We start from the raw sequence: 22,180 nt of genomic DNA, 5'->3' as shown, positions 1-22,180 counted from the left end.
GCCTCAGGCGGCGAGGGCGTGCCCAGGATGCAGGACCACCTTGGTGTAGCCCTCGATCCGCTTGTCGAACTTCTCGTAGGCCAGCGGTGCCTCCTCCAGCGGCAGTTCGTGGGAGACCACGAAGCTGGGCTTGGCCCGCCCGGCGATGATCAAGTCGCGCAGCTGGCGGTTGTACTGCTTGACGTTGCACTGGCCGGTGCCCATCTGCTGGCCCTTCTCGAACATCCGGCCGATGGAGACCAGCAGTTGACCGTGCTTGGCGTGCTCGTCGGGGCCGCCCGGGTCGGAGGGCACGTACAGGCCCGGTACGCCGAGCATGCCGGTCGGCCGTACCGTCTCCACCAGGGAGTTGAGGACGACCGCCGGCTCCTCGTGGCTGGCGTCGTGTGCCTGGGCCTGGTAGCCGACGGCGTCCACGCCCTTGTCGGTGCCCTCCCCGGCCGTCTGCTCCTTGATCTGCTCGGCCGGGTCGCCCTTGGTGAAGTCGATGGGGATCGCCCCGATCTCCTCCGCCTTGGCGAGCCGTTCGGGCACCCGGTCCACCGAGAACACCTTCGCCGCGCCACGCAGCAGCGCGGAGTAGGCGGCCATCAGCCCCACGGGCCCGGCGCCGAAGACGGCCACGCTCTCGCCGGGGGACACCCGGGCGAGTTCGCAGCCGTGGTAGCCGGTCGGGAAGATGTCGGCGAGCAGTACGAAGTCGGTCTCGAAGTCGTTGCCCGGCGGCAGCTTGAGACAGTTGAAGTCGGCGAAGGGCACCCGCAGCAACTCCGCCTGACCGCCCTTGTACGGGCCCATGGCCACATAGCCGTAGGCTCCGCCGGCGAAGCCCGGGTTGACCGTCAGGCAGAAGCCGGTCTTGCCGGCGAGGCAGTTCTTGCAGAACCCGCAGGCGACGTTGAACGGCATCACCACGCGGTCTCCCCGGGCCAGGGAGGTCACTCCAGGGCCGGCCTCCTCGACGACGCCGAGGTTCTCGTGCCCGAAGACGATGCCCGCCTCGGCCGCCGTACGGCCCTCGTACATGTGCAGGTCCGAGCCGCAGATCGCGGTCGATGTGACCCGTACCAGCACATCGTTGGGATGCTGGATCCGCGGATCGTCGACATCCCTGACCGTCACGCTGAAGGGCTTCTCATAGACGACGGCTTTCAACTCGGCCACCTCCGCGTAGAGCGCTGGACGACGGCGGCGAGGAAACCGCGGCCGGGGGACGCACGCTCGCTGCACCGCCGGTACTTCCAGGGAACGCCCACCGCTCAGCGATGTCAAAAGACGCCCGCCGGACCCGCGGCGGCGCTGCTAGTCCCCCTCCCCGGCCGCCTCCGCCCGGAGCTTGCCCGCCCGCTCCCGCGGGTCGTATCCGGGTCCGACGCCGTCGACCAGCACGACGTCCCCGTCGATGTGGTCGGTGCGCAGCCGAAGGATCTCCTGATAGGCGGAGGACGCGTACCAGGCGCGGGCCTCGGCGAGACCGGGGAACTCGATCAGCACCATGCTGCCCGGCCAGTCCCCCTCGACCACCTCGGCCGGCGGACCATGGACCAGGAAGCGGCCGTGAAACGGGTCGAGGGTGGCCTGGATGCGTTCCAGGTACTCGAGGACGTCGGGATGGTGGCGGCGCTCCCGCAGGTGCGCACAACCGTAAGCGGGCACGTCCGGCTCCTTCGATCGCTCGCTACGACGACTCGAACGTAGCCACGCGTGCCGCGGCCGCGATTACCTCTGAGGTAAGCCCGCCGAGGCACCCGCCACCCCGCCCCTGCCCGCTGGTGGTGCTGTCAGGCGCCGATGTCAGCGCCTCGCGCCCTCGCCGCAGCCGCTGAACTGCCGACCCGCCGGGCTGGACACGGGGTTCTCACTGACGCCGTCGGCCAAGGACACAGAACTCGTTGCCCTCGGGGTCGGCCATGACCACCCACGGCTGGTCACCCTGGCCGATGTCGACACGCCTGGCGCCCAGTGCCTCGAGACGAGCCACCTCGGCGTCCTGATCATCTGGCACGAAGTCGAGATGCAGTCGGCTCTTGCCCTTCTTGGGCTCATCAAGGAGGACGAACTCCAGCCCCGGCACGCGATCCGGCTCCGGGCGGATCGCGAACTCCACATCGGAGGTGTGGACCACAACCCAGCCAAGGGCCTCGGCCCACCACTGCCCCAGGGCCGCCGGATCTGCCGAATGAACGATTACATGGCGCCATTCCAAGGTCATTTGCCGAGCCTAGACCCGCCGCGACTTCGAAAACCAGTGCTGTGAAGCGCACCGGCGTCCGTCGCGAGCGCGAAGCCGTCGCGAGGCTTTCCGAGCTTCTGAACCTGTGGCCTCATCCTTGTCAGGTCGATCACGGGGCCCGCCGACGTCGGCCAGGCGCGCCTACGCCACGGCCGGTGATCCACTGGAGTCCGGCGCCGGGGCCCGCTCGGTGGTCCGGCCGGTGCAGCAACCGTCGCCGGTGGCGTCGGGGGCGGCGCTCTTGCCGAGGGTGTCGGCGTCGGCCTTGACCACGTACACCTCCCAGGGCTCCTGGCCGGGGCCGTGCACCCAGACCTTGTCCTGGAGGGCGTAGCAGCAGGAGGTGTCGTTCTCCTCGAAGGTGGCGAGGCCGGCGTCCCTGAGGCGGCTGGTGGCCGCGTTCACCTGCTCGGTGGACTCGACCTCCACACCCAGGTGGTCGAGGCGCGTCTCCTGCCCTGGCTCGCCCTCGATCAGGACGAGCTTGAGCGGGGGCTCGGTGAGGGCGAAGTTGGCGTAGCCCTGGCGCCGCTTGGCCGGTTCGGTGCCGAAGAGCTTCGAGTAGAAGGCGATCGACCCTTCGAGATCGCTGACACGCAGGGCGAGCTGAGCACGGGACATGGCAAGGGCTCCCATCCGCTTGCATTGACGTCTGTCTATGCAAGGTTGTGGCTTGAATCGAAGGATGTCAAGATAGACGCATGTCGAAGCAAGAGCTTGTGGTGCTCGGACAGAGCGGCGAGAACACTCCGTGCTGCCCAGGGCTGGTGACCGCGCCGCTGGACGAGGACCAGGCCGTCGAGCTGGCGAAGCTGTTCAAGGCACTGGGCGACCCCGTACGGCTGCGCCTGCTGTCCATGATCGCGTCACGGGCGGGTGGCGAGGTCTGCGTGTGTGACCTGACCCCGGCTTTCGACCTGTCCCAGCCGACGATCTCGCATCACCTCAAGCTGCTGCGCCAGGCCGCTCTGATCGACTGCGAGCGCCGGGGCACGTGGGTCTATTACTGGGCACTGCCCGCCACCCTCGACCGGCTCGCCGCGTTCCTGAAGACGTCGCAGACGGCCGAGGCGACCGCGTGAGCGCCTCGCTGCGCCGCCGGGCTCTTGCCGAGGCGGTGGGGACGGCCGCCCTGGTCGCGGTGGTCGTCGGCTCCGGCATCCAGGCCGCCGAGCTGAGCCGGGACGTCGGCGTGCAGCTGCTTGCCAACTCGCTGGCCACGGTCTTCGGCCTAGGCGTGCTCATCGCGCTGCTCGGGCCGGTCTCCGGCGCGCATCTCAACCCCGTCGTCACGCTCGCGGCCTGGCTCACCGGCCGCCGCGGCAAGGGCGAGCTGACCGCGCGGGACGTCGCCGCCTACCTCCCGGCCCAGATCACCGGAGCCATCGTCGGTGCCGTCATGGCCGATGCCATGTTCGGCAAGCCGCTCGTGCACTGGTCCACCCACGACCGCTACGCCGGTCACCTGTGGCTGGGCGAGGCGGTCGCGACCGCCGGCCTCGTCCTGCTGATCTTCGGTCTGGCCCGCACCGACCGCGCCCGCCTCGGCCCCGTCGCCGTGGCGTCCTATATCGGCGCGGCCTACTGGTTCACGTCCTCCACATCGTTCGCGAACCCTGCGGTCACCATCGGCCGGGCCTTCACCGACACATTCGCCGGTATCGCGCCCGGCTCGCTCGGCCCGTTCATCGTCGCCCAACTGCTCGGCGGCGCACTGGGGCTGGGGCTGGTGGCTGCCGTGTTCGGGCGCCCCGCGCCCGAGCAGAACGGGACCGTCCCGCTGCAGGGCGAACCCGAACTCGCCGCCCCCTCCCTCCCCTGACCGGCTTCGGCCCAGAAAGAACGCTCGCCATGACCACTCCCGCTGCCGACCGCCCGTCCGTGCTCTTCGTCTGCGTCCACAACGCCGGGCGCTCCCAGATGGCCGCCGCGTTCCTCACCCACCTGGCGAGCGATCGCGTACAGGTCCGCTCCGCCGGATCCGCCCCCGCCGACACCGTCAACCCGGCCGTCGTCGAAGCGATGTCCGAGGCAGGCATCGACATTTCGGCCGAGGTGCCCAAGGTGCTCACCGTCGAGGCCGTCAAGGCGTCCGACGTAGTCATCACGATGGGCTGCGGCGACACCTGCCCCGTCTTCCCCGGCAAGCGCTACCTCGACTGGGAACTCCCCGACCCGGCCGGACAGGGCGTCGACGCCGTACGCCCCATCCGCGACGAGATCGAAAAGCGCATCCGCGGCCTGCTCGACGAGATCGCGCCTACGAGTCACGCCTGAGCGCGACGAACGAGGTTCGCGTCGTGATCACCGGCCCCGAACACGCCAAGCAACGGCGCCGCTCCGGCTGACCCACCCCGATCCGCACACACCGTGGAGCGGGCGTGGTTCCCGGCGTCCGAACGATTGACGCTTTGAGCTGTCCTCTCCAGGAACCGCCGGCCGGCTGGGCGGCGCCTACGTAGGAACCGCGCGCACCGCCTCTACGCGGCCTGCGTCCTGGTGCTTGTGCTCGGCCGCCGCCGCAGCGAGTTCCTGGGCCTGCGCCGGCAGGACACCGACGGGAAGCGCGCCGGCGTCCGCCGCATCACGGCCCGGCCTGCCCGGCACACCTGCGGGGCCCTGCTTGCTTCATGACCATGGATGTCCACACGTGTCAGCCGCTGGCGCCGAAAAAAGACCCCCGGCCCTAATGGACCGGGGGTCTTTTCGCTGGTGGGGCTAACAGGATTTGAACCTGTGGCCTCATCCTTATCAGGGATGCGCTCTAACCAACTGAGCTATAGCCCCGCCGCGCTGTGCGGTGTGTGTCCCGCGCGCTGACTCCTGAAGATTAGCGCACGACCACGTCAGTCCCAAAATCGGTTGTCGGGGGACCGTCAGGTCAGGGACCCGCAAGGCGTCGGGAGCGCCTCACTCGTCCTCCGCCAGGGTCAGCTCGATGCCGCCCACGAAGCCCGCGGAGAGGTTGTAGATGAACGCGCCGAGCGTCGCGAGCGCGGTGGCCAGGACCACGTCGATGACCGCGATGATCGTCGTGAACGTCAGGACGTGGGGGAGCGAGAGGAACGACTGCAGGTCGAAGCCGTTCGCCTCGTTCGAGCCGGTCGCCTCCGAAATCGTGCCGCCCACCGTCGAGAACACGCCCATCGCGTCCATGACCATCCACAGCACCGCCGAGGCGACGATCGTGCAGATGCCGAGTGCGATGGAGAGCAGGAAGCTGACCTTCATCACCGACCACGGGTCGGCCTTGGCCACCCGCAGCCGTGCCTTACGGGTGCGCGGCGCCGTCCGGGCCCCCGTGCGCGGCCGCCGGACGGCGTCGGCCGGGGGCTGCGCCGGATAGGCCTGCGGCGGGTGGTACGGCCCTGCGGGCTGCTCCGGGCGCCGCTCCCCGGGGAGCGGCGACGACGACTGCGCCTCGCCGGCGGCGGCCTGGCCTCGGGTGTCCGTCACAGTTCCCCCCTGGGATCCAGACGTGCCGGCGGAGCCCTTCTCGGCCACCTTCACCGGCTTCAGGTTGGTCGTGTGCGGGTCGGTCACGCTGCCCGCATCCGCCCCGTGCGCGGCGGAGCCACGGCCGCCGCCGTCCGTTTCGGCACCCGTGGAGGTACCGGCCGATCCGGCGCCCGTGGCTCCGCTCACGATGACTCACTCCTCGTGCTACTCGGCCGAGGGCGCCTCACCCTCGTCCGTGCCGGTGGTCCCGGCATCCTCGGCGGTCTCGTCGACAGCATCCTCGCCGTCGACCTCCTCCGCTTCCCGCCCCGCCTCGGCGTTACGTGCGATACCGACCACGGCATCGCGCTTGCCCAGGTTGATCAGTTGGACGCCCATGGTGTCACGGCCCGTCTCCCTGACCCCGTTGACTCGCGTACGAATCACACCGCCAGAGAGAGTGATCGCGAGGATCTCGTCAGTCTCCTCCACGACCAGCGCCCCGACGAGCGAACCACGGTCTTCCACGATCTTGGCGGCCTTGATGCCGAGGCCACCGCGGCCCTGGACGCGGTACTCGTCGACGACGGTCCGCTTCGCGTACCCGCCGTCGGTGGCAGTGAACACGAACGTACCGGGTCGCACCACATTCATCGACAGAAGTTCATCGCCCTCGCGGAAACTCATGCCCTTCACACCGGAGGTGGCGCGGCCCATCGGGCGCAGGGAGTCGTCGGTGGCGGTGAACCTGATCGACTGTGCCTTCTTGCTGATCAGCAGCAGATCGTCGTCGGCCGAGACCAGCTCGGCGCCGATCAGTTCGTCGTCCGTTCCGTCCTCGCGCTCGCGCAGGTTGATCGCGATCACGCCGCCGGAACGGGGCGAATCGTAATCCTTCAGAGGCGTCTTCTTGACCAAGCCCGACTTCGTGGCCAGCACCAGGTACGGCGCCGCCTCGTAGTCGCGGATCGCGAGGATCTCGGCGATCGCCTCGTCCGGCTGGAAGGCGAGCAGGTTCGCCACGTGCTGGCCGCGCGCGTCCCGGCCGGCCTCGGGGAGCTCGTACGCCTTCGCCCGGTACACCCGGCCCTTGTTGGTGAAGAAGAGCAGCCAGTGGTGGGTCGTGGAGACGAAGAAGTGGTCGACGATGTCGTCTTCCTTCAGCTTCGTGCCGCGCACGCCCTTGCCGCCGCGCTTCTGCGCCCGGTAGTCGTCCGTCTTGGTCCGCTTGACATAGCCGCCGCGCGTGACCGTGACGACGATGTCGTCCTCGGCGATCAGGTCCTCGATGGACATGTCGCCCTCGTACGGGATCAGCTTGGTCTGGCGGTCGTCACCGTACTTCTCGACGATCGCGGCCAGTTCCTCGCTGACGATCCCGCGCTGGCGGACCGGCGAGGCGAGGATCTCGTTGTACTCGTTGATCTTCGCCTGGAGTTCGTCGTGCTCCTGGACGATCTTCTGCCGCTCCAGGGCCGCCAGGCGCCGCAGCTGCATCTCGAGGATCGCGTTGGCCTGGATCTCGTCGATCTCCAGGAGGCCCATCAGGCCGTTGCGCGCGACCTCGACCGTCTCACTGCGCCGGATCAGCGCGATGACCTCGTCGATGGCGTCCAGGGCCTTCAGCAGACCGCGCAGGATGTGCGCGCGCTCCTCGGCCTTGCGGAGCCGGAAGCGGGTCCGGCGGACGATGACCTCGATCTGGTGCGTCACCCAGTGGCGGATGAACGCGTCCAGGGACAGCGTGCGCGGCACGCCGTCGACCAGCGCCAGCATGTTGGCGCCGAAGTTCGTCTGCAGATCGGTGTGCTTGTACAGGTTGTTCAGCACGACCTTGGCGACCGCGTCCCGCTTCAGGACGATGACGAGGCGCTGGCCCGTACGGGAGCTGGTCTCGTCGCGGACGTCCGCGATGCCGCCGATCTTGCCGTCCTTGACCAGGTCGGCAATCTTCTGCGCCAGGTTGTCCGGGTTGACCTGGTACGGCAGTTCGGTGACGACCAGGCACTGCCGGCCCTGGATCTCCTCGACCTCGACCACCGCGCGCATCGTGATGGAGCCGCGCCCGGTGCGGTACGCCTCCTCGATGCCCTTGCGGCCCACCACCAGGGCGCCGGTCGGGAAGTCGGGGCCCTTGATGCGCTCCATGAGCGCATCCAGCAGCTCCTCGTGCGAGACCTCGGGGTTCTCCAGGTACCACTGGGCGCCGGCCGCGACCTCGCGCAGGTTGTGCGGCGGGATGTTGGTCGCCATGCCGACCGCGATCCCGGCCGAGCCGTTGATCAGCAGGTTCGGGAAGCGGGCCGGCAGAACGGTCGGCTCCTGGGAGCGGCCGTCGTAGTTGTCCGTGAAGTCGACGGTCTCCTCGTCGATGTCGCGGACCATCTCCATCGACAGCGGCGCCATCTTGCACTCGGTGTACCGCATGGCGGCCGCCGGGTCGTTGCCCGGGGAGCCGAAGTTGCCGTTGGAGTCCACCAGCGGCATCCGCATCGACCACGGCTGGGCGAGGCGCACCAGGGCGTCGTAGATCGAACTGTCGCCGTGCGGGTGGTAGTTGCCCATGACGTCACCGACGACACGGGCGCACTTGTAGAAGCCGCGGTCGGGGCGGTAGCCGCCGTCGTACATCGCGTACAGCACGCGCCGGTGGACGGGCTTGAGGCCGTCCCGGACGTCGGGCAGCGCACGGGACACGATGACGGACATCGCGTAGTCCAGGTACGAGCGCTGCATCTCCGTCTCGAGCCCGACGGGCTCGACGCGCATGGCGAGTTCGCCGCCCTCGGTCTCGGGAGTCTCTGGAGTGTTCTCGTCGGCCATTGCTGGTGAAGATCCTTCCTGGTGCGGTCAGCTGAGACCGACTCAGATGTCGAGGAAGCGGACGTCCTTGGCGTTGCGCTGGATGAACTGGCGGCGCGCCTCGACGTCCTCGCCCATGAGGACCGAGAACAGGTCGTCGGCCTGGGCGGCGTCGTCCAGGGTGACCTGGCCGAGGACCCGGTGCTCCTGGTCCATCGTGGTCACGCGCAGCTCCTCGGCGTTCATCTCGCCGAGGCCCTTGAAGCGCTGGATCGAGTCCTCGCGGACGCGCTTGCCGCGCTGGCGGCCCATCTCGATCAGGGCGTCGCGCTCGCGGTCGGAGTACGCGTACTCCACGTCGTCCCGGCCCCACTTGATCTTGTACAGCGGGGGGCGGGACAGGTACACGTGCCCGGCCTCGACCAGCGGCCGCATGAAGCGGAACAGGAAGGTCAGCAGCAGGGTGCTGATGTGCTGGCCGTCGACGTCGGCGTCCGCCATCAGGATGATCTTGTGATAGCGGAGCTTCTCGATGTCGAAGTCCTCGTGCACACCGGTGCCGAAGGCCGAGATCAGCGCCTGGATCTCCTGGTTCTGCAGGATCTTGTCGATCCTGGCCTTCTCCACGTTGAGGATCTTGCCGCGGATCGGGAGGATCGCCTGGTACTGCGGGTTCCGGCCGGACTTGGCCGAGCCGCCGGCGGAGTCACCCTCGACGATGAAGATCTCGCACTTGGTCGGGTCGTTCGACTGGCAGTCGGAGAGCTTGCCCGGCAGGGACGCCGACTCCAGCAGGCCCTTGCGGCGGGTCAGGTCGCGGGCCTTGCGGGCCGCCACGCGCGCGGTGGCCGCCTGGATGCCCTTGCGGATGATGTCCGCCGCCTCGACCGGGTTGCGGTCCAGCCAGTCGTTGAGGTGCTCGTAGACCGCCTTCTGCACGAAGGTCTTGGCCTCCGTGTTGCCCAGCTTGGTCTTCGTCTGGCCCTCGAACTGCGGCTCGCTCAGCTTGACCGAGATGATCGCGGTCAGACCCTCACGGATGTCGTCACCGGTGAGGTTGTCGTCCTTCTCGCGCAGCAGCTTCTTGTCGCGCGCGTACTTGTTGATCAGCGACGTCAGCGCGGCACGGAAGCCCTCTTCGTGCGTACCGCCCTCGTGGGTGTGGATGATGTTCGCGAAGGAGTACACGCCCTCGCTGTAGCCGCTGTTCCACTGCATCGCGACCTCGAGGGACAGGCTCTTGTCCTTGTCCTCCGCCTCCAGGTCGATGACGGTGGGGTGCACCACCTCTCCCTTGCGGGAGTTGAGGTACTTCACGAAGTCGACGATGCCGCCCTCGTAGTGGTACGAGACCGCCTTGACCTCGGCCTTCTCGTCCGCGCCCGCCTCGTCCGCGCCGGCGACGGCCTTCGCCGACTCACGTTCGTCGGTGAGCCTGATGGTCAGGCCCTTGTTGAGGAACGCCATCTCCTGGAAACGCCGGGACAGCGTCTCGAAGGAGTACTCGGTGGTCTCGAAGATGTCCGGGTCGGCCCAGAAGGTGACCGAGGTGCCGGTCTCGTCCGTGGCCTCGTGCTGGGCGAGGGGCGCAGTCGGGACGCCGAGCTTGTAGTCCTGCGTCCAGCGGTGGCCGTCCGTCCTGATCTCGACGGACACCTTGGTCGACAGGGCGTTCACGACGGACACACCCACACCGTGCAGACCGCCGGAGACGGCGTAACCGCCGCCGCCGAACTTGCCGCCCGCGTGCAGCACGGTCAGCACGACCTCGACGGCCGGCTTGCCCTCGGAGGGCACGATGCCCACCGGGATACCGCGGCCGTTGTCGACGACGCGGACGCCGCCGTCGGGGAGGATCGTGACGTCGATCGTGTCCGCGTAACCGGCCAGCGCCTCGTCGACCGAGTTGTCGACGACCTCGTACACCAGGTGGTGCAGGCCGCGCTCGCCCGTGGAACCGATGTACATGCCGGGCCGCTTGCGGACCGCGTCCAGCCCTTCGAGCACGGTGATGGCGCTGGCGTCGTAAGAGGCGGAAGCTGCGGCCTCGCTGCTCACAGGGCCCTCGGCGGGCTCGCCGTTCACGCCGGCGTCGGTGGACGGGATGTTCTCGTTGGGGTTGCCGGAATCGGCCACGAAGCGCCCTTTCTGGCACAGCACGAGCCGGGCTCGTCGGCGGGTTGCCGGAGCGGCTGCGGCATGTTGCGGTGGTAAGCCTTGATCAGCGTTGCTCAGCTTTTCCCGGGCGGTCCCCACATTGGGGCGGGATTGTCTTCCAGTCTACCGGTAGCTCTGACATCGATGGGGGTTTGCCGGTACCTGAGTCCCCATGTGCCGCCCTGAACCGGCCTCGATCGGGTCCCGATATGCGGATGGGGGCTCCAAGGGGCTCACAGCGGCACTCAGCGCTTCGAGGCGTCAACCCTTGGCTACTGGGGGGTCAGATGGCGATCCGGCCGCCGTCCAGGGGCCGTCCGCACCCGTGCACGCGGGCGCGCCGGCACCCCCGTCCGATCCCTCGACGTGAGGTACGTCACCCGTACGTATCGCCGGGTCCGGTGCTGCCCGGAGCCCGCAGCGGGCCGTAGCGACGGGCCGGGGCGCCCGGATTGAGCACCTTGATCATTCGTACGGTGCCGTGCCCGAGGTCCTCGTTGAGACGGGCGACCAGCGCGGGCGCGAGGTGGCGCAGCTGGGTCGCCCAGGCCGTCGAGTCGCAACTCACGACCAGCACCCGCTCGTCCTCGTCGTACCGCTGCGGCACGCAGTGCTTGGCCAGGTCCTCGCCGACGATCTGCGGCCAGCGGCCCATCACCCCGCCCACCGCCGCGGGTGTCTCCCAGCCGCGCTCGGTCAGCAGCCGGTTGATGGCGGCACCCAGGGCCATCGGGTCACGGCCGTCGGCGCGCGCGCCGGAGCGCAGCCCGCCACCGCGCCGGGCCTGCTTCTTCTGCCGCGCCGCGTCGCCACGCGCGCGTGCCTGCTCCTTCGCCGCGCGCAGCGCCACGCGCGCGAGATCCACACCGGAGGGTTCGTCCGTGTTCTTCGCGTTCCGGGGGGCGGGTTCGTCGGTGCTCATACGCGCTCCACCGTTCCCCCGGCCACGGTGTACCGCGCCCCGGCCAGTACATGCGGTACGTCGTCGTCCACGGCGGCGGTGACCAGCACCTGCTCGCCGGGCGCGACCAGTTCGGCCAGCCGCTCCCGGCGGCGCGCGTCCAGCTCGGCGAACACGTCGTCCAGGACCAGCACCGGCTCGTTGCCCTCGGCACGCAACAGGTCGTACGAGGCCAACCGCAGCGCGAGCGCGTACGACCAGGACTCGCCGTGCGAGGCGTATCCCTTGGCGGGCAGCTGGCCGAGTTTGAGAATCACATCGTCCCGATGAGGGCCCACGAGGGTGACACCGCGCTCGATCTCCTGCTTGCGCGCCTCCGCCAGGGCCGCCATCAGCTGGACGTAGAGATCCTCGCGCGCCTGGGCCTCACCGGGCGCCGACGGCTTGTACTCCAGCGCGAGCGGCCCACCGCCGGGGGCCAGCTGCTCGTACGCCTTGTCGGCCAGTGGCTGCAGCGCGGCGATCAGGTCCAGCCGCTGGGCGAGCAGTTCGGCGCCCGCACGCGCGAGATGCTGGTCCCACACGTCCAACGTGGACAGATCCATCGACCGTCCGCCGTGCCGACGCGCGAGGGCGGCCGTCTTCAGCAGGGTGTTCCGCTGCTTGAGGACGCGCTCGTAGTCGGAGCGCACCCCGGCCATGCGCGGCGACCGGGCCGTGATCAGCTCGTCGAGGAACCGCCGCCGTTCACCCGGGTCGCCCTTGACCAGGGCGAGATCCTCGGGCGCGAACAGCACGCTCCGCACGATCCCCAGTACGTCCCTGGGCCTGACCTGCGAGGATCTGTTGATGCGGGCGCGGTTGGCCTTGCCGGGGTTCAGTTCCAGCTCGACCAGCTGCTGCCGCTCGCCCTGCCGGACCTGCGCCCGGATGACGGCGCGCTCGGCGCCCATGCGGATGAGGGGGGCGTCGGAGGCGACCCGGTGGCTGCCCAGGGTGGCCAGATATCCGACCGCCTCCACCAGGTTGGTCTTGCCCTGCCCGTTGGGGCCGACGAAGGCGGTGACGCCCGGGTCGAGCGGAACCTCGGCCCGGGCGTACGAGCGGAAGTCGGCCAGCGAAAGATGCGTGACGTGCATGGTCGTTTCGCCGGCCTTCCCCAGAGTGCTGATGAGCTGTGCGTCCACAGACCCGCGGGGGCGGCCCTGTGGATCTGTGGATTACTTCTTCTCTACGGCGTGCCCGCCGAACTGGTTGCGCAGCGCGGCGATCATCTTCATCTGCGGCGAGTCCTCCTGGCGGGAGGAGAACCGCGCGAACAGCGACGCGGTGATCGCCGGGAGCGGCACCGCGTTGTCGATCGCGGCCTCCACAGTCCAGCGTCCCTCACCGGAGTCCTGTGCATAACCGCGCAGGCCCTCCAGGTGCTCGTCGTCGTCCAGCGCGTTGACCGCGAGGTCGAGCAGCCAGGAGCGGATGACCGTGCCCTCCTGCCAGGAGCGGAAGACCTCGCGGACGTTCTCCACGGAATCGACCTTCTCCAGCAGCTCCCAGCCCTCGGCGTAGGCCTGCATCATCGCGTACTCGATGCCGTTGTGGACCATCTTCGCGAAGTGGCCCGCGCCGACCTTGCCGGCGTGCACCGAGCCGAAGCCGCCCTCGGGCTTGAGCGCGTCGAAGACCGGCTGCACCTTGGCCACGTTCTCGGCGTCGCCGCCGTACATCAGCGCGTAGCCGTTCTCCAGCCCCCAGACGCCGCCGGAGACGCCGCAGTCGACGAAACCTATGCCCTTGGCCGCCAGCTCCTCGGCGTGCTTCTCGTCGTCGGTCCAGCGGGAGTTGCCGCCGTCCACGACCACGTCGCCCGGCTCCAGCAGCTCGGCGAGCTGGTCGATGGTCGACTGGGTGGGCTCGCCGGCCGGGACCATCACCCAGACCACGCGCGGACCGCTGAGCTTGCCCACAAGCTCTTCCAGGCTGTGGACATCCGCGAGGTCCGCGTTGCGGTCGTATCCGATGACGGTGTGGCCCGCGCGGCGGATCCGCTCGCGCATGTTGCCGCCCATCTTGCCGAGGCCGACGAGACCGAGCTCCATCAGTTGTGTTCCTTAGGTCGCTGTGGCGGGACAGGCACCTTGGTGCCGAGCCGAGCCTAAACCGCCCTCTTCACGCACAGTTGTGGGCATACGCGCTCATGCGTAGGGACTGCGACCTGCACTTTTCCAGGGGCCGCCGCGACCGAGCCGACCAGCGGCCGCACCCCGCCCCGCCACAGTGCCGGGCACCCACAGCAGGTGCCCGGCACTGTGCACAGCTGTGGACGAAGGGTCAGCCGCTCAGCCGCACCGGCATGATCAGGTACTTGTACGCGTCGTCGGCCTCGGCGTCCACCGCCGGCTTCCCGCTGAGCAGCGCCGGCTTCGTGGACGTCGTGAAGGACAGCTGGGCCACCGGGGAGTCGATCGCGCTCAGACCGTCCAGCAGGAACGTCGGGTTGAAGGCGATGGAGATGTCGTCGCCGTCCAGCTGGGCGTCGACCCTTTCCACAGCCTGTGCGTCGTCGCTGGACCCGGCCTCGAGGATCAGCACACCCTGCTCGAAGCTCAGCCGCACCGGGGTGTTCCGCTCGGCCACCAGCGCCACGCGCTTGACGGCCTCCACGAAGGGCGCGGTCTCGATCACGGCGACGGAGTTGAACTCGGTCGGGAACAGCGTGCGGTACTTCGGCAGGTCGCCCTCGAGCAGTCGCGTGGTCGTACGCCGCCCCGCGCCCTCGAATCCGATCAGGCCCTCGCCCGCGCCGGAGCCGGACAGCGCGAGGATGACGCTGTCGCCGCTGGTCAGCGACTTGGCGGTGTCCTGGAGCGTCTTGGCGGGCACCAGGGCGACGGCGGAGACGTCCGGGTTCTCCGGCTTCCACAGGAACTCGCGGACGGCGAATCGGTAGCGGTCGGTGGAGGCCAGGGTGACCGTGTCGCCCTCGATCTCGATGCGCACACCGGTGAGGACGGGCAGCGTGTCGTCACGGCCGGCGGCGATGGCCACCTGGGACACGGCGGCCGCGAAGACCTCGCCGGGGACGGTGCCGGTGGCGTTCGGCATCTGGGGCAGCGCCGGGTACTCCTCCACAGGCAGTGTGTGCAGGGTGAACCGGGAGGACCCACAGACCACGGTCGCCCGTACACCGTCTGTGGAAATCTCCACCGGCCGGTTGGGGAGGGCACGCGAGATGTCCGCGAGCAGCCGGCCGGAGACGAGGACGGTGCCCTCCTCCTCGACCTCGGCTTCCACCGAGACGCGCGCGGAGACCTCGTAGTCGAAGCTCGACAGGCTCAGCTGGCCGTCCTCGGCCTTGAGGAGGAGGCCGGCGAGGACAGGCGCCGGCGGACGGGCCGGGAGGCTGCGTGCCGCCCACGCCACTGCCTCCGCGAGTACGTCGCGTTCCACCCGGATCTTCACCGTAAGCCGCCTCCTGCTGTTGCTACTGAGTCCTCCGACTCGGTGTCACCGCCCACTGCGAAGGGAAGGACACCGGGGACCAGTCTGACGCACCGCACTGACAGTAGGTGCCCGTCGGGGTCAAGTCGCTCCGGGAGGCAGCCGAGCGCGAAACGGCGAGTTGTGCACAGCCCCCGCTTCAAAGCGATTGCCGAACTCTCTCTAGTCGGGAGTAGTAGTAGGGCCTGTGGATACCGTGGATAACCACGTTTACCCAGCTCAGAGGCCGAATTTTGTCCACTGGCCCTGTGGGCGGAGGCGGTGGACAACCGGGTGTCTCTGTGGAGAACGGAAAGTTCTGCACACACCGCCCACAGCCCGAGGGCAGTTCTCCCCAGCTGCGTCCCCAGGTTTACCCACGTTTCCCACACCCCAATCCGGCACCTTCGTGTGACGGCTTTCACTCGACGCGGTGAGCTCGTGCGTCGCGTTGCCGAACAGTGGACAGCCGTGTGGAGAAGCACGGGATCGCTGGGGACAACCGGCTGCAGCCTGTGGGTCGTCCGTGGAAAACCTCATGCACAGCCTGTGGAACTTCGCCTCGTCCACAGCCTGTGGAGATCATTCGTCCACGATTCCACAGGCGGCTGAGCTGGGCGGACGTCGTACGGACAGGCTCCCTGTGGACGCCGTTCGGGACAACTCCACAGTCCCCAGGATGTGGACGGAAGAAACTCAGCGAATCTGTGGAGAGTGGCCGTAACTCGGCAGGTAATCGAACACAGGGTGGCGAACGGGAAACACCGCCCGGCCCACGTAACGGCCTCCCGCGGTCACCGGAGGGTGCGCGGCCGGCACCTCGTCGGCGCGGGCAAGCGATGCGCCGGCCCCGCCCGGGCATCGGCGCCGGGCCTTCACCAGGCGCCCGTCGCTGTGCACAGCGACCATGCCGAAGGGCGCCCTCAGGAGTCGTATCCCGAAGGCGCCCTCAACGTCGGCGTCGGCCCGGCGCGGCCTGCGTCAGCCGTTCTTGATGCGGTTCGTCAGCTCGGTGACCTGGTTGTAGATGGACCGCCGCTCGGCCATCAGCGCACGGATCTTCCGGTCGGCGTGCATGACGGTCGTGTGGTCGCGCCCGCCGAACTGCGCCCCGATCTTCGGCAGCGACAGATCGGTCAGCTCACGGCACAGGTACATGGCGATCTGCCGCGCCGTGACCAGCGCGCGCCCGCGCGAGGTGCCGCACAGGTCCTCCACCGTCAGCCCGAAGTAGTCGGCGGTGGCCGCCATGATCGCCGTGGCCGTGATCTCGGGCGCGCTGTCCTCGCCGCCGGGGATCAGGTCCTTCAGGACGATCTCGGTCAGGCCCAGGTCCACCGGCTGCCGGTTCAGGGAGGCGAAGGCGGTCACCCGGATCAGCGCCCCCTCCAGCTCGCGGATGTTCCGCGAGATCCGGGAGGCGATGAACTCCAGCACCTCGGGCGGCGCGTTCAGCTGCTCCTGCACCGCCTTCTTGCGCAGGATCGCGATGCGCGTCTCCAGCTCCGGCGGCTGGACGTCGGTGATCAGACCCCACTCGAAACGGTTCCGCAGCCGGTCCTCCAGTGTGACCAGCTGTTTCGGCGGCCGGTCCGAGGAGAGCACGATCTGCTTGTTCGCGTTGTGGAGCGTGTTGAAGGTGTGGAAGAACTCCTCCTGCGTCGACTCCTTGTCCGCGAGGAACTGGATGTCGTCGACGAGCAGGATGTCCATCTCGCGGTAGCGCTTGCGGAAGCTGTCGCCCTTGCCGTCGCGGATGGAGTTGATGAACTCGTTGGTGAACTCCTCCGAGCTCACGTACCGCACGCGCGTGCCCGGATAGAGGCTGCGCGCGTAGTGCCCGATGGCGTGCAGCAGATGCGTCTTGCCGAGCCCCGACTCCCCGTAGATGAACAAGGGGTTGTACGCCTTCGCCGGTGCCTCGGCGACGGCCACCGCGGCCGCGTGCGCGAACCGGTTCGAGGCGCCGATGACGAACGTGTCGAAGAGGTACTTCGGGTTCAGCCGCGCCGTCGGCTCACCGGGGCCGCTCGCCGGTGCCGGCTGCGCGGCCAGCGGGCCGGGGGCGCCGGTCGTGGGCAGGTCCGGGCGACCGGGGCCGCCGCGGTGCGCCGGGCCGCCGCCCGTCGGCTGCTCGGGCAGCTCACGGCGGACCGGGTCGCGCTGGTCGTACTCGGTGCGGGACGGGTCGTACTCGGGACGCGGGGTGTCGTAGTCCGGGCGGCCGGAGTCGTACTCGGCGCGGGGACTGTCGTACTCGCCCCGCTGCTGATCGTAGGACGGCCGGTCCCTGCCCTGCGAGCGGTAGTCCGAGGACGGCGGGCCGTAGGCGTCCGGACCGGAGCCGTAGGCGTCCTGCGACGACGGCGACGCATAGGGGTCGCGCTCGGGAAAGCCGAGCCGGGGCTGCTGCCAGCCGTACTCGTCCTGTGTGGGCCGCGGCCAGGCACCGGGCTCACGGCGCTGGTACTCGGCGGGGTACGCCGGGCGTACCACGGGGAGTTGGTCGGCGCGGCCGGTGGGCAGCTGGTCGCCGCGGGGCTGCGGCTCGGCCGGCGGCTGCTCGGAGCCGCGGTGGCGGCCGTAACCCTCGTAGGGACGGCTCTCGTACGACCGTTCCTCGTACGACCGTTCCTCGTACACCGGGCCGGAGGGCAGTTCCGGCTCCTCGTAGCGCTGCTTGGGGGCCTGCTGCACCGGTGCCGCGGGAGCCGGCGGCTCGCCCGCGGAGTCGTCCACGGTGATCGCGATACGGATGGGCCGGCCGCACTCGCGGCTCAGGGTCTCGCTGACGATCGGCGCGAGACGGCCCTCCAGTACGCCCTTCGCGAATTCGTTCGGCACGGCGAGCAGAGCGGTGTCCGCCACCAGTGCGAGCGGCTGGCAGCGCCGGATCCAGTGCTCGTCCTTCGCCTCGACACCCTGTCCGCGGCCCTCGCCGAGGAGCTGCTCCAGTACTCGCGGCCACACTGCGGCAAGATCGGCAGGTACGTCAGCCACAGGGCACGCTCTCTCACAGGTCCCACGAACGTGTGATCGCGGGACGGGTCGGGGTGTATTTCGGGTGGTCGGTGGGTCAAACCCGCCGGGGCGGGGGACAAAAGAACGAATCGGAGTTCAGCCACGGTAGTCAGCGCGGCGGGTACGGTTCAAGTTGTTGTCCCCAGCCTGTGGATAGTGTCTCTCCGTGACCCTCGGTTTGACCGGATGGCGTAGCCCCGCGTACCGTAACCAGGTCGAGTTGTCGATGGCTGCTGCCGCCTGCCTCCGATGGGCACAGGTCACGTCAGGTGATCGGGAAGCGGTGCACTCGGGCGTGACGCGAGCTACTCGTGGGCGCACGGTGACAGCCAGGACGGCACCCGCCACCACCGAGTTGATTTCTGGAGCCCCCGAGTGAGCAAGCGCACCTTCCAGCCGAACAACCGTCGTCGCGCGAAGACCCACGGCTTCCGGCTGCGTATGCGCACCCGTGCCGGCCGCGCGATTCTCGCGTCCCGCCGTAGCAAGGGTCGCGCCCGCCTGTCCGCCTGATCCCGATCAGGTCATGACGTCGTGCTGCCCCCCGAGAACCGGCTGAGGCGGCGCGAGGACTTCGCGACCGCGGTACGACGGGGGCGCCGGGCAGGACGCCCGTCTCTCGTCGTCCACCTTCGTAGCGGTGCCACGGACCCGCACGCGCCCGGGGAGAGCGCTCCCCCGACGCGTGCGGGTTTCGTCGTGAGCAAGGCCGTGGGTGGCGCGGTCGTGCGCAACAAAGTGAAGCGCAGACTGCGTCATCTGATGCGTGACCGAGTCGCCCTGTTTCCCCCCGGTAGCCTGGTAGTCGTACGAGCGCTGCCCGGAGCGGGCGACGCAGACCATGCACAGCTGGCCCGAGACCTGGATGCCGCTCTTCAGCGGCTGCTGGGAGGGGGCGCGCGATGAAGTACCCACTGCTGGCTCTGATCAAGTTGTACCAGTGGACGATCAGTCCACTGCTGGGGCCGGTGTGCAAGTACTACCCGTCGTGCTCCCATTACGGCTACACGGCCATCGACCGGCACGGTGCGATCAAGGGAACGGCACTCACCGCCTGGCGCATCCTCCGGTGCAATCCGTGGTCGCTGGGCGGTGTGGACCATGTTCCGCCGCGCAAGCGCCCGCGGTGGCACGAAATGCTGCGCAACGCTTGGCGCGCACGCAAGGGCGGGCCCTCCGCCGCCGAACCGGCCACCGAAGAGAAGCCTCTTTCCGGGCTTCCTTCGAGCCCGGCCGCAGAGACCTCGTCCCATGCCCAAGGAGCATGATTAGTGGACACGATTGCCAGCCTCTTCAGCTTCATCACGACACCCGTTTCATGGGTCATCGTCCAGTTCCACACGGTGTACGGCGCCCTCTTCGGGCCCAACACCGGATGGGCCTGGGGCCTGTCCATCGTGTCCCTGGTGATCCTGATCCGCATCTGCCTGATCCCGCTCTTCGTGAAGCAGATCAAGTCGACGCGCGCGATGCAGACGCTCCAGCCGGAGATGAAGAAGATCCAGGAGCGCTACAAGAACGACAAGCAGCGTCAGTCCGAAGAGATGATGAAGCTGTACAAGGAGACGGGCACCAACCCGCTCTCCTCGTGCCTTCCCATCCTGGCGCAGTCACCGTTCTTCTTCGCCCTGTACCACGTGCTCAACGGCATCGCCTCGGGCACGACCATCGGCGTCATCAACGAGCCGCTGCTCGCCAGCGCCCGTAAGGCCCACATCTTCGGCGCGCCCCTCGCCGCGAAGTTCAAGGACGGCGCCGCCACCGTCCACGCCCTGGGCGCCACGGTCACCGATGTGCGGGTCGTCACGGCGCTCATGATCGTCCTGATGTCGGCGTCGCAGTTCTACACGCAGCGCCAGCTGATGACGAAGAACGTCGACACGACGGTGAAGACGCCCTTCATGCAGCAGCAGAAGATGCTGATGTACGTCTTCCCGGTGATGTTCGCCGTCTTCGGTATCAACTTCCCGGTCGGTGTCCTCGTCTACTGGCTGACGACGAACGTGTGGACCATGGGTCAGCAGATGTACGTCATCCGCAACAACCCGACCCCGGGTTCCAAGGCTCAGGCCGCCTACCTGGAGCGCCTGACCAAGCACGTCACGCACGCCGGCAAGGTCCGCCGCCGCAGCGAGAAGACCATCGTCAAGGCGATCGTCGCCAAGGGCCGCGACCGCAACGAGTTCGAGCGCAAGTTCATCAACGCCCTGAACAAGGCCGGTCTCGCTGCCCAGACCGACGGCACCGTGGTGAACAGCACGGCCCAGGCCGCCGCGCAGACCGCGGACGGCCTGGAGACCACTTCGGCGGCCGACACCAGCGCCGGCGCCGCGGGGCGGCGTCAGCAGCCCAAGCGCCAGTCCAAGGCCCAGCGCCAGTCCGGCGGGCCCAAGCCGGCGGGCGGGTCCACCTCGTCGACCTCGCTGGAGAAGTCCGACGAGCCGCAGGACGCCAAGCCCGCCGCTGCCCAGCAGGCCCCGAAGCCTGGTTCCGGCACCCGCAGCAAGGCCCAGTCCGGCCAGCGCAAGGGTGGCCCGCAGCGGCCCAAGTCCCCGTCCAAGAAGTAAGAAGGAGCCCATCCCGTGACGGAAGGCACCACCTCCGCCGCTGCCGACGGTGCAGACACCCTCACCCGCCTGGAGCAGGAAGGTGAGATCGCGGCGGACTACCTGGAGGGTCTGCTGGACATCGCCGACCTGGACGGCGACATCGACATGGACGTCGAGGCCGATCGCGCCTCCGTGTCGATCATCAGCGACACCGGCGGCCGGGACCTGCAGAAGCTGGTCGGCCGGGACGGCGAGGTGCTGGAGGCCCTGCAGGAGCTGACGCGCCTGGCCGTGCACCGGGAGACCGGCGACCGCAGCCGGCTGATGCTGGACATCGCGGGTTACCGGGCCAAGAAGCGGTCCGAGCTGTCCGAGCTGGGCGCCAAGGCCGCCGCTGAGGCGAAGAACACCGGCGAGCCCGTCAGGCTCAAGCCGATGTCGCCGTTCGAGCGCAAGGTCGTGCATGACGCGGTGAAGGCCGCGGGACTGCGCAGTGAGTCCGAGGGCGAGGAGCCGCAGCGGTTCGTCGTCGTGCTGCCCGCCTGATCGGCCCCCACGTTTTACCGGCCCCGTCTGTAGAGCAGACGGGGCCGAACTTTGTCAGCCTGGTAGTTCTGGTGGCCGGTGCGCGAAGCGCCGGCGCTGTACGGAAGGACGGTCCCCGTGACGGAGGCAGCGGAGCTTCCCCCCGCGCCCGAGCAGGCGCGGGAAGTGTTTGGTGATCGCTTCGCCGATGCGGTCCGCTACGCGGAGCTGCTCGCCGAGACGGGCGTACAGCGTGGCTTGATCGGCCCGCGGGAAGTGCCCCGCCTGTGGGAGCGGCATCTGCTGAACTGCGCGGTGCTCTCCGAGGCCGTCCCCGAAGGAGTGACGGTCTGCGATGTCGGCTCCGGCGCCGGTTTGCCGGGTATCCCGCTGGCTCTGGTCCGGGAGGACCTGAACATCACTCTGCTGGAGCCGCTGCTGCGGCGCACCAACTTCCTCACCGAAGTCGTCGAGCTGCTCGGCCTGGATCACGTCACAGTCGTGCGGGGTCGCGCCGAGGAGGTCCTGGGCAAGCTGCCGCCGGTGCATGTGGTCACCGCCCGGGCGGTGGCCCCGCTGGACCGACTGGCCACCTGGGGCATCCCGCTGCTGCGTCCCTACGGTGAGATGCTTGCCCTCAAGGGGGACACCGCCGAGGAGGAGCTGAAGGCGGCGACCACGGCACTCAGCAAGCTCGGTGCCGTGGAGACGTCGATCCTGCATGTGGGTGAGGGGGTGGTGGACCCGCTCTCCACCGTCGTGCGGGTCGAGGTCGGCGAGAGCCCGGGTGGTGTGCGCTTCGCGGCCAAGCGGGCGAAGGCGGCCCGGACCGGTCGTGCCCGCCGCCGCCGGTGAGTTCACAGGATCGACTCCTCTGATCCGTCCTGCGGACGAGACGTACTCCACACAAGCTGCCAAACCTACGCAGGCCGGAGTGTCGCAAAGGCGCGGTCGCCGCGGCTGTGCATCGTGTTTCACGTGAAACGTCGCTCACTGCTGCACGGCATCATCAGTCGCGGCCGCGCTGCGGCCGAACCCCGCGACCGCAAGCCCCTCGGTTCTCTGGGAGAGGATCCT

The 22,180-nt window shown here is 69.0% G+C and carries 21 protein-coding genes and 1 tRNA gene; 9 read left to right on the top strand and 13 right to left on the bottom strand.

Annotated elements, in window-relative coordinates:
- Nucleotides 1-3 precede the first annotated feature (3 nt).
- The 4 genes from AB0L59_RS13220 to AB0L59_RS13205 form a co-directional block, all read right to left on the bottom strand.
- Nucleotides 4-1,155 carry a glutathione-independent formaldehyde dehydrogenase gene (locus tag AB0L59_RS13220; protein WP_365582309.1) on the bottom strand — a complete coding sequence of 384 codons (1,152 nt, stop codon included), beginning with the start codon at nt 1,153-1,155 and terminating at the stop codon, nt 4-6.
- A gap of 147 nt (nt 1,156-1,302) precedes the next feature.
- A complete protein-coding gene (locus AB0L59_RS13215; protein WP_365582308.1) occupies nt 1,303-1,656 on the bottom strand; it encodes a DUF1330 domain-containing protein in 354 nt (117 codons plus the stop codon).
- A gap of 202 nt (nt 1,657-1,858) precedes the next feature.
- Entirely contained in the window at nt 1,859-2,212 is a 354-nt protein-coding gene (locus AB0L59_RS13210; RefSeq protein ID WP_365582306.1) for a VOC family protein, read from the bottom strand.
- Between the two features lie 162 nt (nt 2,213-2,374).
- Nucleotides 2,375-2,854 carry an ArsI/CadI family heavy metal resistance metalloenzyme gene (locus AB0L59_RS13205; RefSeq protein ID WP_365582304.1) on the bottom strand — a complete coding sequence of 160 codons (480 nt, stop codon included), beginning with the start codon at nt 2,852-2,854 and terminating at the stop codon, nt 2,375-2,377.
- Between the two features lie 80 nt (nt 2,855-2,934).
- On the opposite strand from AB0L59_RS13205, the gene AB0L59_RS13200 reads away from it, so the two are divergent.
- Genes AB0L59_RS13200 through AB0L59_RS13190 form a run of 3 tightly spaced genes read left to right on the top strand, consistent with a single transcriptional unit; the run spans nt 2,935 to nt 4,510 of the window.
- Nucleotides 2,935-3,315, top strand: a complete 381-nt coding sequence (locus AB0L59_RS13200; RefSeq protein WP_365582302.1) for a metalloregulator ArsR/SmtB family transcription factor — start codon at nt 2,935-2,937, stop codon at nt 3,313-3,315.
- Complete coding sequence (locus AB0L59_RS13195; protein WP_365582300.1) at nt 3,312-4,055, top strand: MIP/aquaporin family protein; 744 nt, start codon at nt 3,312-3,314, stop codon at nt 4,053-4,055. Before AB0L59_RS13200 ends, AB0L59_RS13195 begins: the two co-directional genes overlap by 4 nt.
- A gap of 29 nt (nt 4,056-4,084) precedes the next feature.
- Entirely contained in the window at nt 4,085-4,510 is a 426-nt protein-coding gene (locus AB0L59_RS13190; RefSeq protein WP_365582298.1) for an arsenate reductase ArsC, read from the top strand.
- Nucleotides 4,511-4,943: 433 nt separating this feature from the next.
- On the opposite strand, the gene AB0L59_RS13185 is transcribed toward AB0L59_RS13190, so the two are convergent.
- The 9 genes from AB0L59_RS13185 to dnaA all read right to left on the bottom strand — a co-directional run bounded on the left by AB0L59_RS13185 (nt 4,944) and on the right by dnaA (nt 18,008).
- Nucleotides 4,944-5,020 (bottom strand) — tRNA-Ile (locus AB0L59_RS13185).
- Between the two features lie 123 nt (nt 5,021-5,143).
- The gene (locus AB0L59_RS13180) at nt 5,144-5,878 is read right to left on the bottom strand and encodes a DUF3566 domain-containing protein (RefSeq protein WP_365582297.1); all 735 of its coding nucleotides are present in this window, start codon (nt 5,876-5,878) and stop codon (nt 5,144-5,146) included.
- Nucleotides 5,879-5,896: 18 nt separating this feature from the next.
- Nucleotides 5,897-8,494, bottom strand: coding sequence for a DNA gyrase subunit A (gyrA, locus tag AB0L59_RS13175; RefSeq protein ID WP_365582295.1), 2,598 nt, complete (start codon nt 8,492-8,494; stop codon nt 5,897-5,899).
- 42 nt (nt 8,495-8,536) lie between these two features.
- On the bottom strand, nt 8,537-10,633 hold the full coding sequence (gene gyrB, locus AB0L59_RS13170; RefSeq protein ID WP_365582294.1) for a DNA topoisomerase (ATP-hydrolyzing) subunit B: 2,097 nt from the start codon (nt 10,631-10,633) through the stop codon (nt 8,537-8,539).
- Between the two features lie 373 nt (nt 10,634-11,006).
- A complete protein-coding gene (locus tag AB0L59_RS13165) occupies nt 11,007-11,552 on the bottom strand; it encodes a DciA family protein (RefSeq protein WP_365582292.1) in 546 nt (181 codons plus the stop codon).
- On the bottom strand, nt 11,549-12,670 hold the full coding sequence (gene recF, locus AB0L59_RS13160; protein ID WP_365582291.1) for a DNA replication/repair protein RecF: 1,122 nt from the start codon (nt 12,668-12,670) through the stop codon (nt 11,549-11,551). Before recF ends, AB0L59_RS13165 begins: the two co-directional genes overlap by 4 nt.
- A gap of 81 nt (nt 12,671-12,751) precedes the next feature.
- On the bottom strand, nt 12,752-13,627 hold the full coding sequence (gene gnd / locus AB0L59_RS13155) for a phosphogluconate dehydrogenase (NAD(+)-dependent, decarboxylating) (RefSeq protein ID WP_365582288.1): 876 nt from the start codon (nt 13,625-13,627) through the stop codon (nt 12,752-12,754).
- 232 nt (nt 13,628-13,859) lie between these two features.
- Nucleotides 13,860-14,990 carry a DNA polymerase III subunit beta gene (dnaN, locus tag AB0L59_RS13150; protein ID WP_365582286.1) on the bottom strand — a complete coding sequence of 377 codons (1,131 nt, stop codon included), beginning with the start codon at nt 14,988-14,990 and terminating at the stop codon, nt 13,860-13,862.
- A gap of 999 nt (nt 14,991-15,989) precedes the next feature.
- Complete coding sequence (gene dnaA / locus AB0L59_RS13145; protein ID WP_365582284.1) at nt 15,990-18,008, bottom strand: chromosomal replication initiator protein DnaA; 2,019 nt, start codon at nt 18,006-18,008, stop codon at nt 15,990-15,992.
- A gap of 396 nt (nt 18,009-18,404) precedes the next feature.
- Here dnaA and rpmH point away from each other — a divergent pair, with 396 nt between their 5' ends.
- From rpmH to rsmG, 6 genes are all read left to right on the top strand, one after another.
- Nucleotides 18,405-18,542, top strand: coding sequence for a 50S ribosomal protein L34 (gene rpmH / locus AB0L59_RS13140; RefSeq protein ID WP_003956500.1), 138 nt, complete (start codon nt 18,405-18,407; stop codon nt 18,540-18,542).
- 21 nt (nt 18,543-18,563) lie between these two features.
- On the top strand, nt 18,564-18,935 hold the full coding sequence (gene rnpA, locus AB0L59_RS13135) for a ribonuclease P protein component (protein ID WP_365582282.1): 372 nt from the start codon (nt 18,564-18,566) through the stop codon (nt 18,933-18,935).
- Nucleotides 18,932-19,297 carry a membrane protein insertion efficiency factor YidD gene (yidD, locus tag AB0L59_RS13130; protein ID WP_365582281.1) on the top strand — a complete coding sequence of 122 codons (366 nt, stop codon included), beginning with the start codon at nt 18,932-18,934 and terminating at the stop codon, nt 19,295-19,297. The genes rnpA and yidD overlap by 4 nt, the downstream gene beginning before the upstream one ends.
- Nucleotides 19,298-19,300: 3 nt before the next feature.
- Nucleotides 19,301-20,596, top strand: a complete 1,296-nt coding sequence (yidC, locus tag AB0L59_RS13125) for a membrane protein insertase YidC (RefSeq protein WP_365582279.1) — start codon at nt 19,301-19,303, stop codon at nt 20,594-20,596.
- A 15-nt stretch (nt 20,597-20,611) separates the two neighbouring features.
- Nucleotides 20,612-21,124 (top strand): R3H domain-containing nucleic acid-binding protein, encoded by a 513-nt coding sequence (locus AB0L59_RS13120; protein ID WP_365582277.1) that lies wholly within the window; start codon nt 20,612-20,614, stop codon nt 21,122-21,124.
- Between the two features lie 117 nt (nt 21,125-21,241).
- Nucleotides 21,242-21,958 carry a 16S rRNA (guanine(527)-N(7))-methyltransferase RsmG gene (gene rsmG / locus AB0L59_RS13115; protein WP_365582275.1) on the top strand — a complete coding sequence of 239 codons (717 nt, stop codon included), beginning with the start codon at nt 21,242-21,244 and terminating at the stop codon, nt 21,956-21,958.
- Nucleotides 21,959-22,180 lie beyond the last annotated feature (222 nt).

The sequence above is a fragment of the Streptomyces sp. NPDC052109 genome (assembly GCF_040680195.1).
GTDB lineage: Bacteria > Actinomycetota > Actinomycetes > Streptomycetales > Streptomycetaceae > Streptomyces.
Note: the sequence above shows the minus strand (reverse complement) of the source record. Positions and strands in the feature narration are given on the sequence as shown.

Bases quoted from the DNA above. Each gene is read 5' to 3' on its own strand.
- AB0L59_RS13190 (WP_365582298.1), top strand. From the start codon at position 4,085: ATGACCACTCCCGCTGCCGACCGCCCGTCCGTGCTCTTCGTCTGCGTC.
- AB0L59_RS13210 (WP_365582306.1), bottom strand. From the start codon at position 2,212: ATGACCTTGGAATGGCGCCATGTAATCGTTCATTCGGCAGATCCGGCG.
- AB0L59_RS13165 (WP_365582292.1), bottom strand. From the start codon at position 11,552: ATGAGCACCGACGAACCCGCCCCCCGGAACGCGAAGAACACGGACGAA.
- AB0L59_RS13205 (WP_365582304.1), bottom strand. From the start codon at position 2,854: ATGTCCCGTGCTCAGCTCGCCCTGCGTGTCAGCGATCTCGAAGGGTCG.
- recF (WP_365582291.1), bottom strand. From the start codon at position 12,670: ATGCACGTCACGCATCTTTCGCTGGCCGACTTCCGCTCGTACGCCCGG.
- gnd (WP_365582288.1), bottom strand. From the start codon at position 13,627: ATGGAGCTCGGTCTCGTCGGCCTCGGCAAGATGGGCGGCAACATGCGC.
- AB0L59_RS13200 (WP_365582302.1), top strand. From the start codon at position 2,935: ATGTCGAAGCAAGAGCTTGTGGTGCTCGGACAGAGCGGCGAGAACACT.
- yidD (WP_365582281.1), top strand. From the start codon at position 18,932: ATGAAGTACCCACTGCTGGCTCTGATCAAGTTGTACCAGTGGACGATC.
- gyrA (WP_365582295.1), bottom strand. From the start codon at position 8,494: ATGGCCGACGAGAACACTCCAGAGACTCCCGAGACCGAGGGCGGCGAA.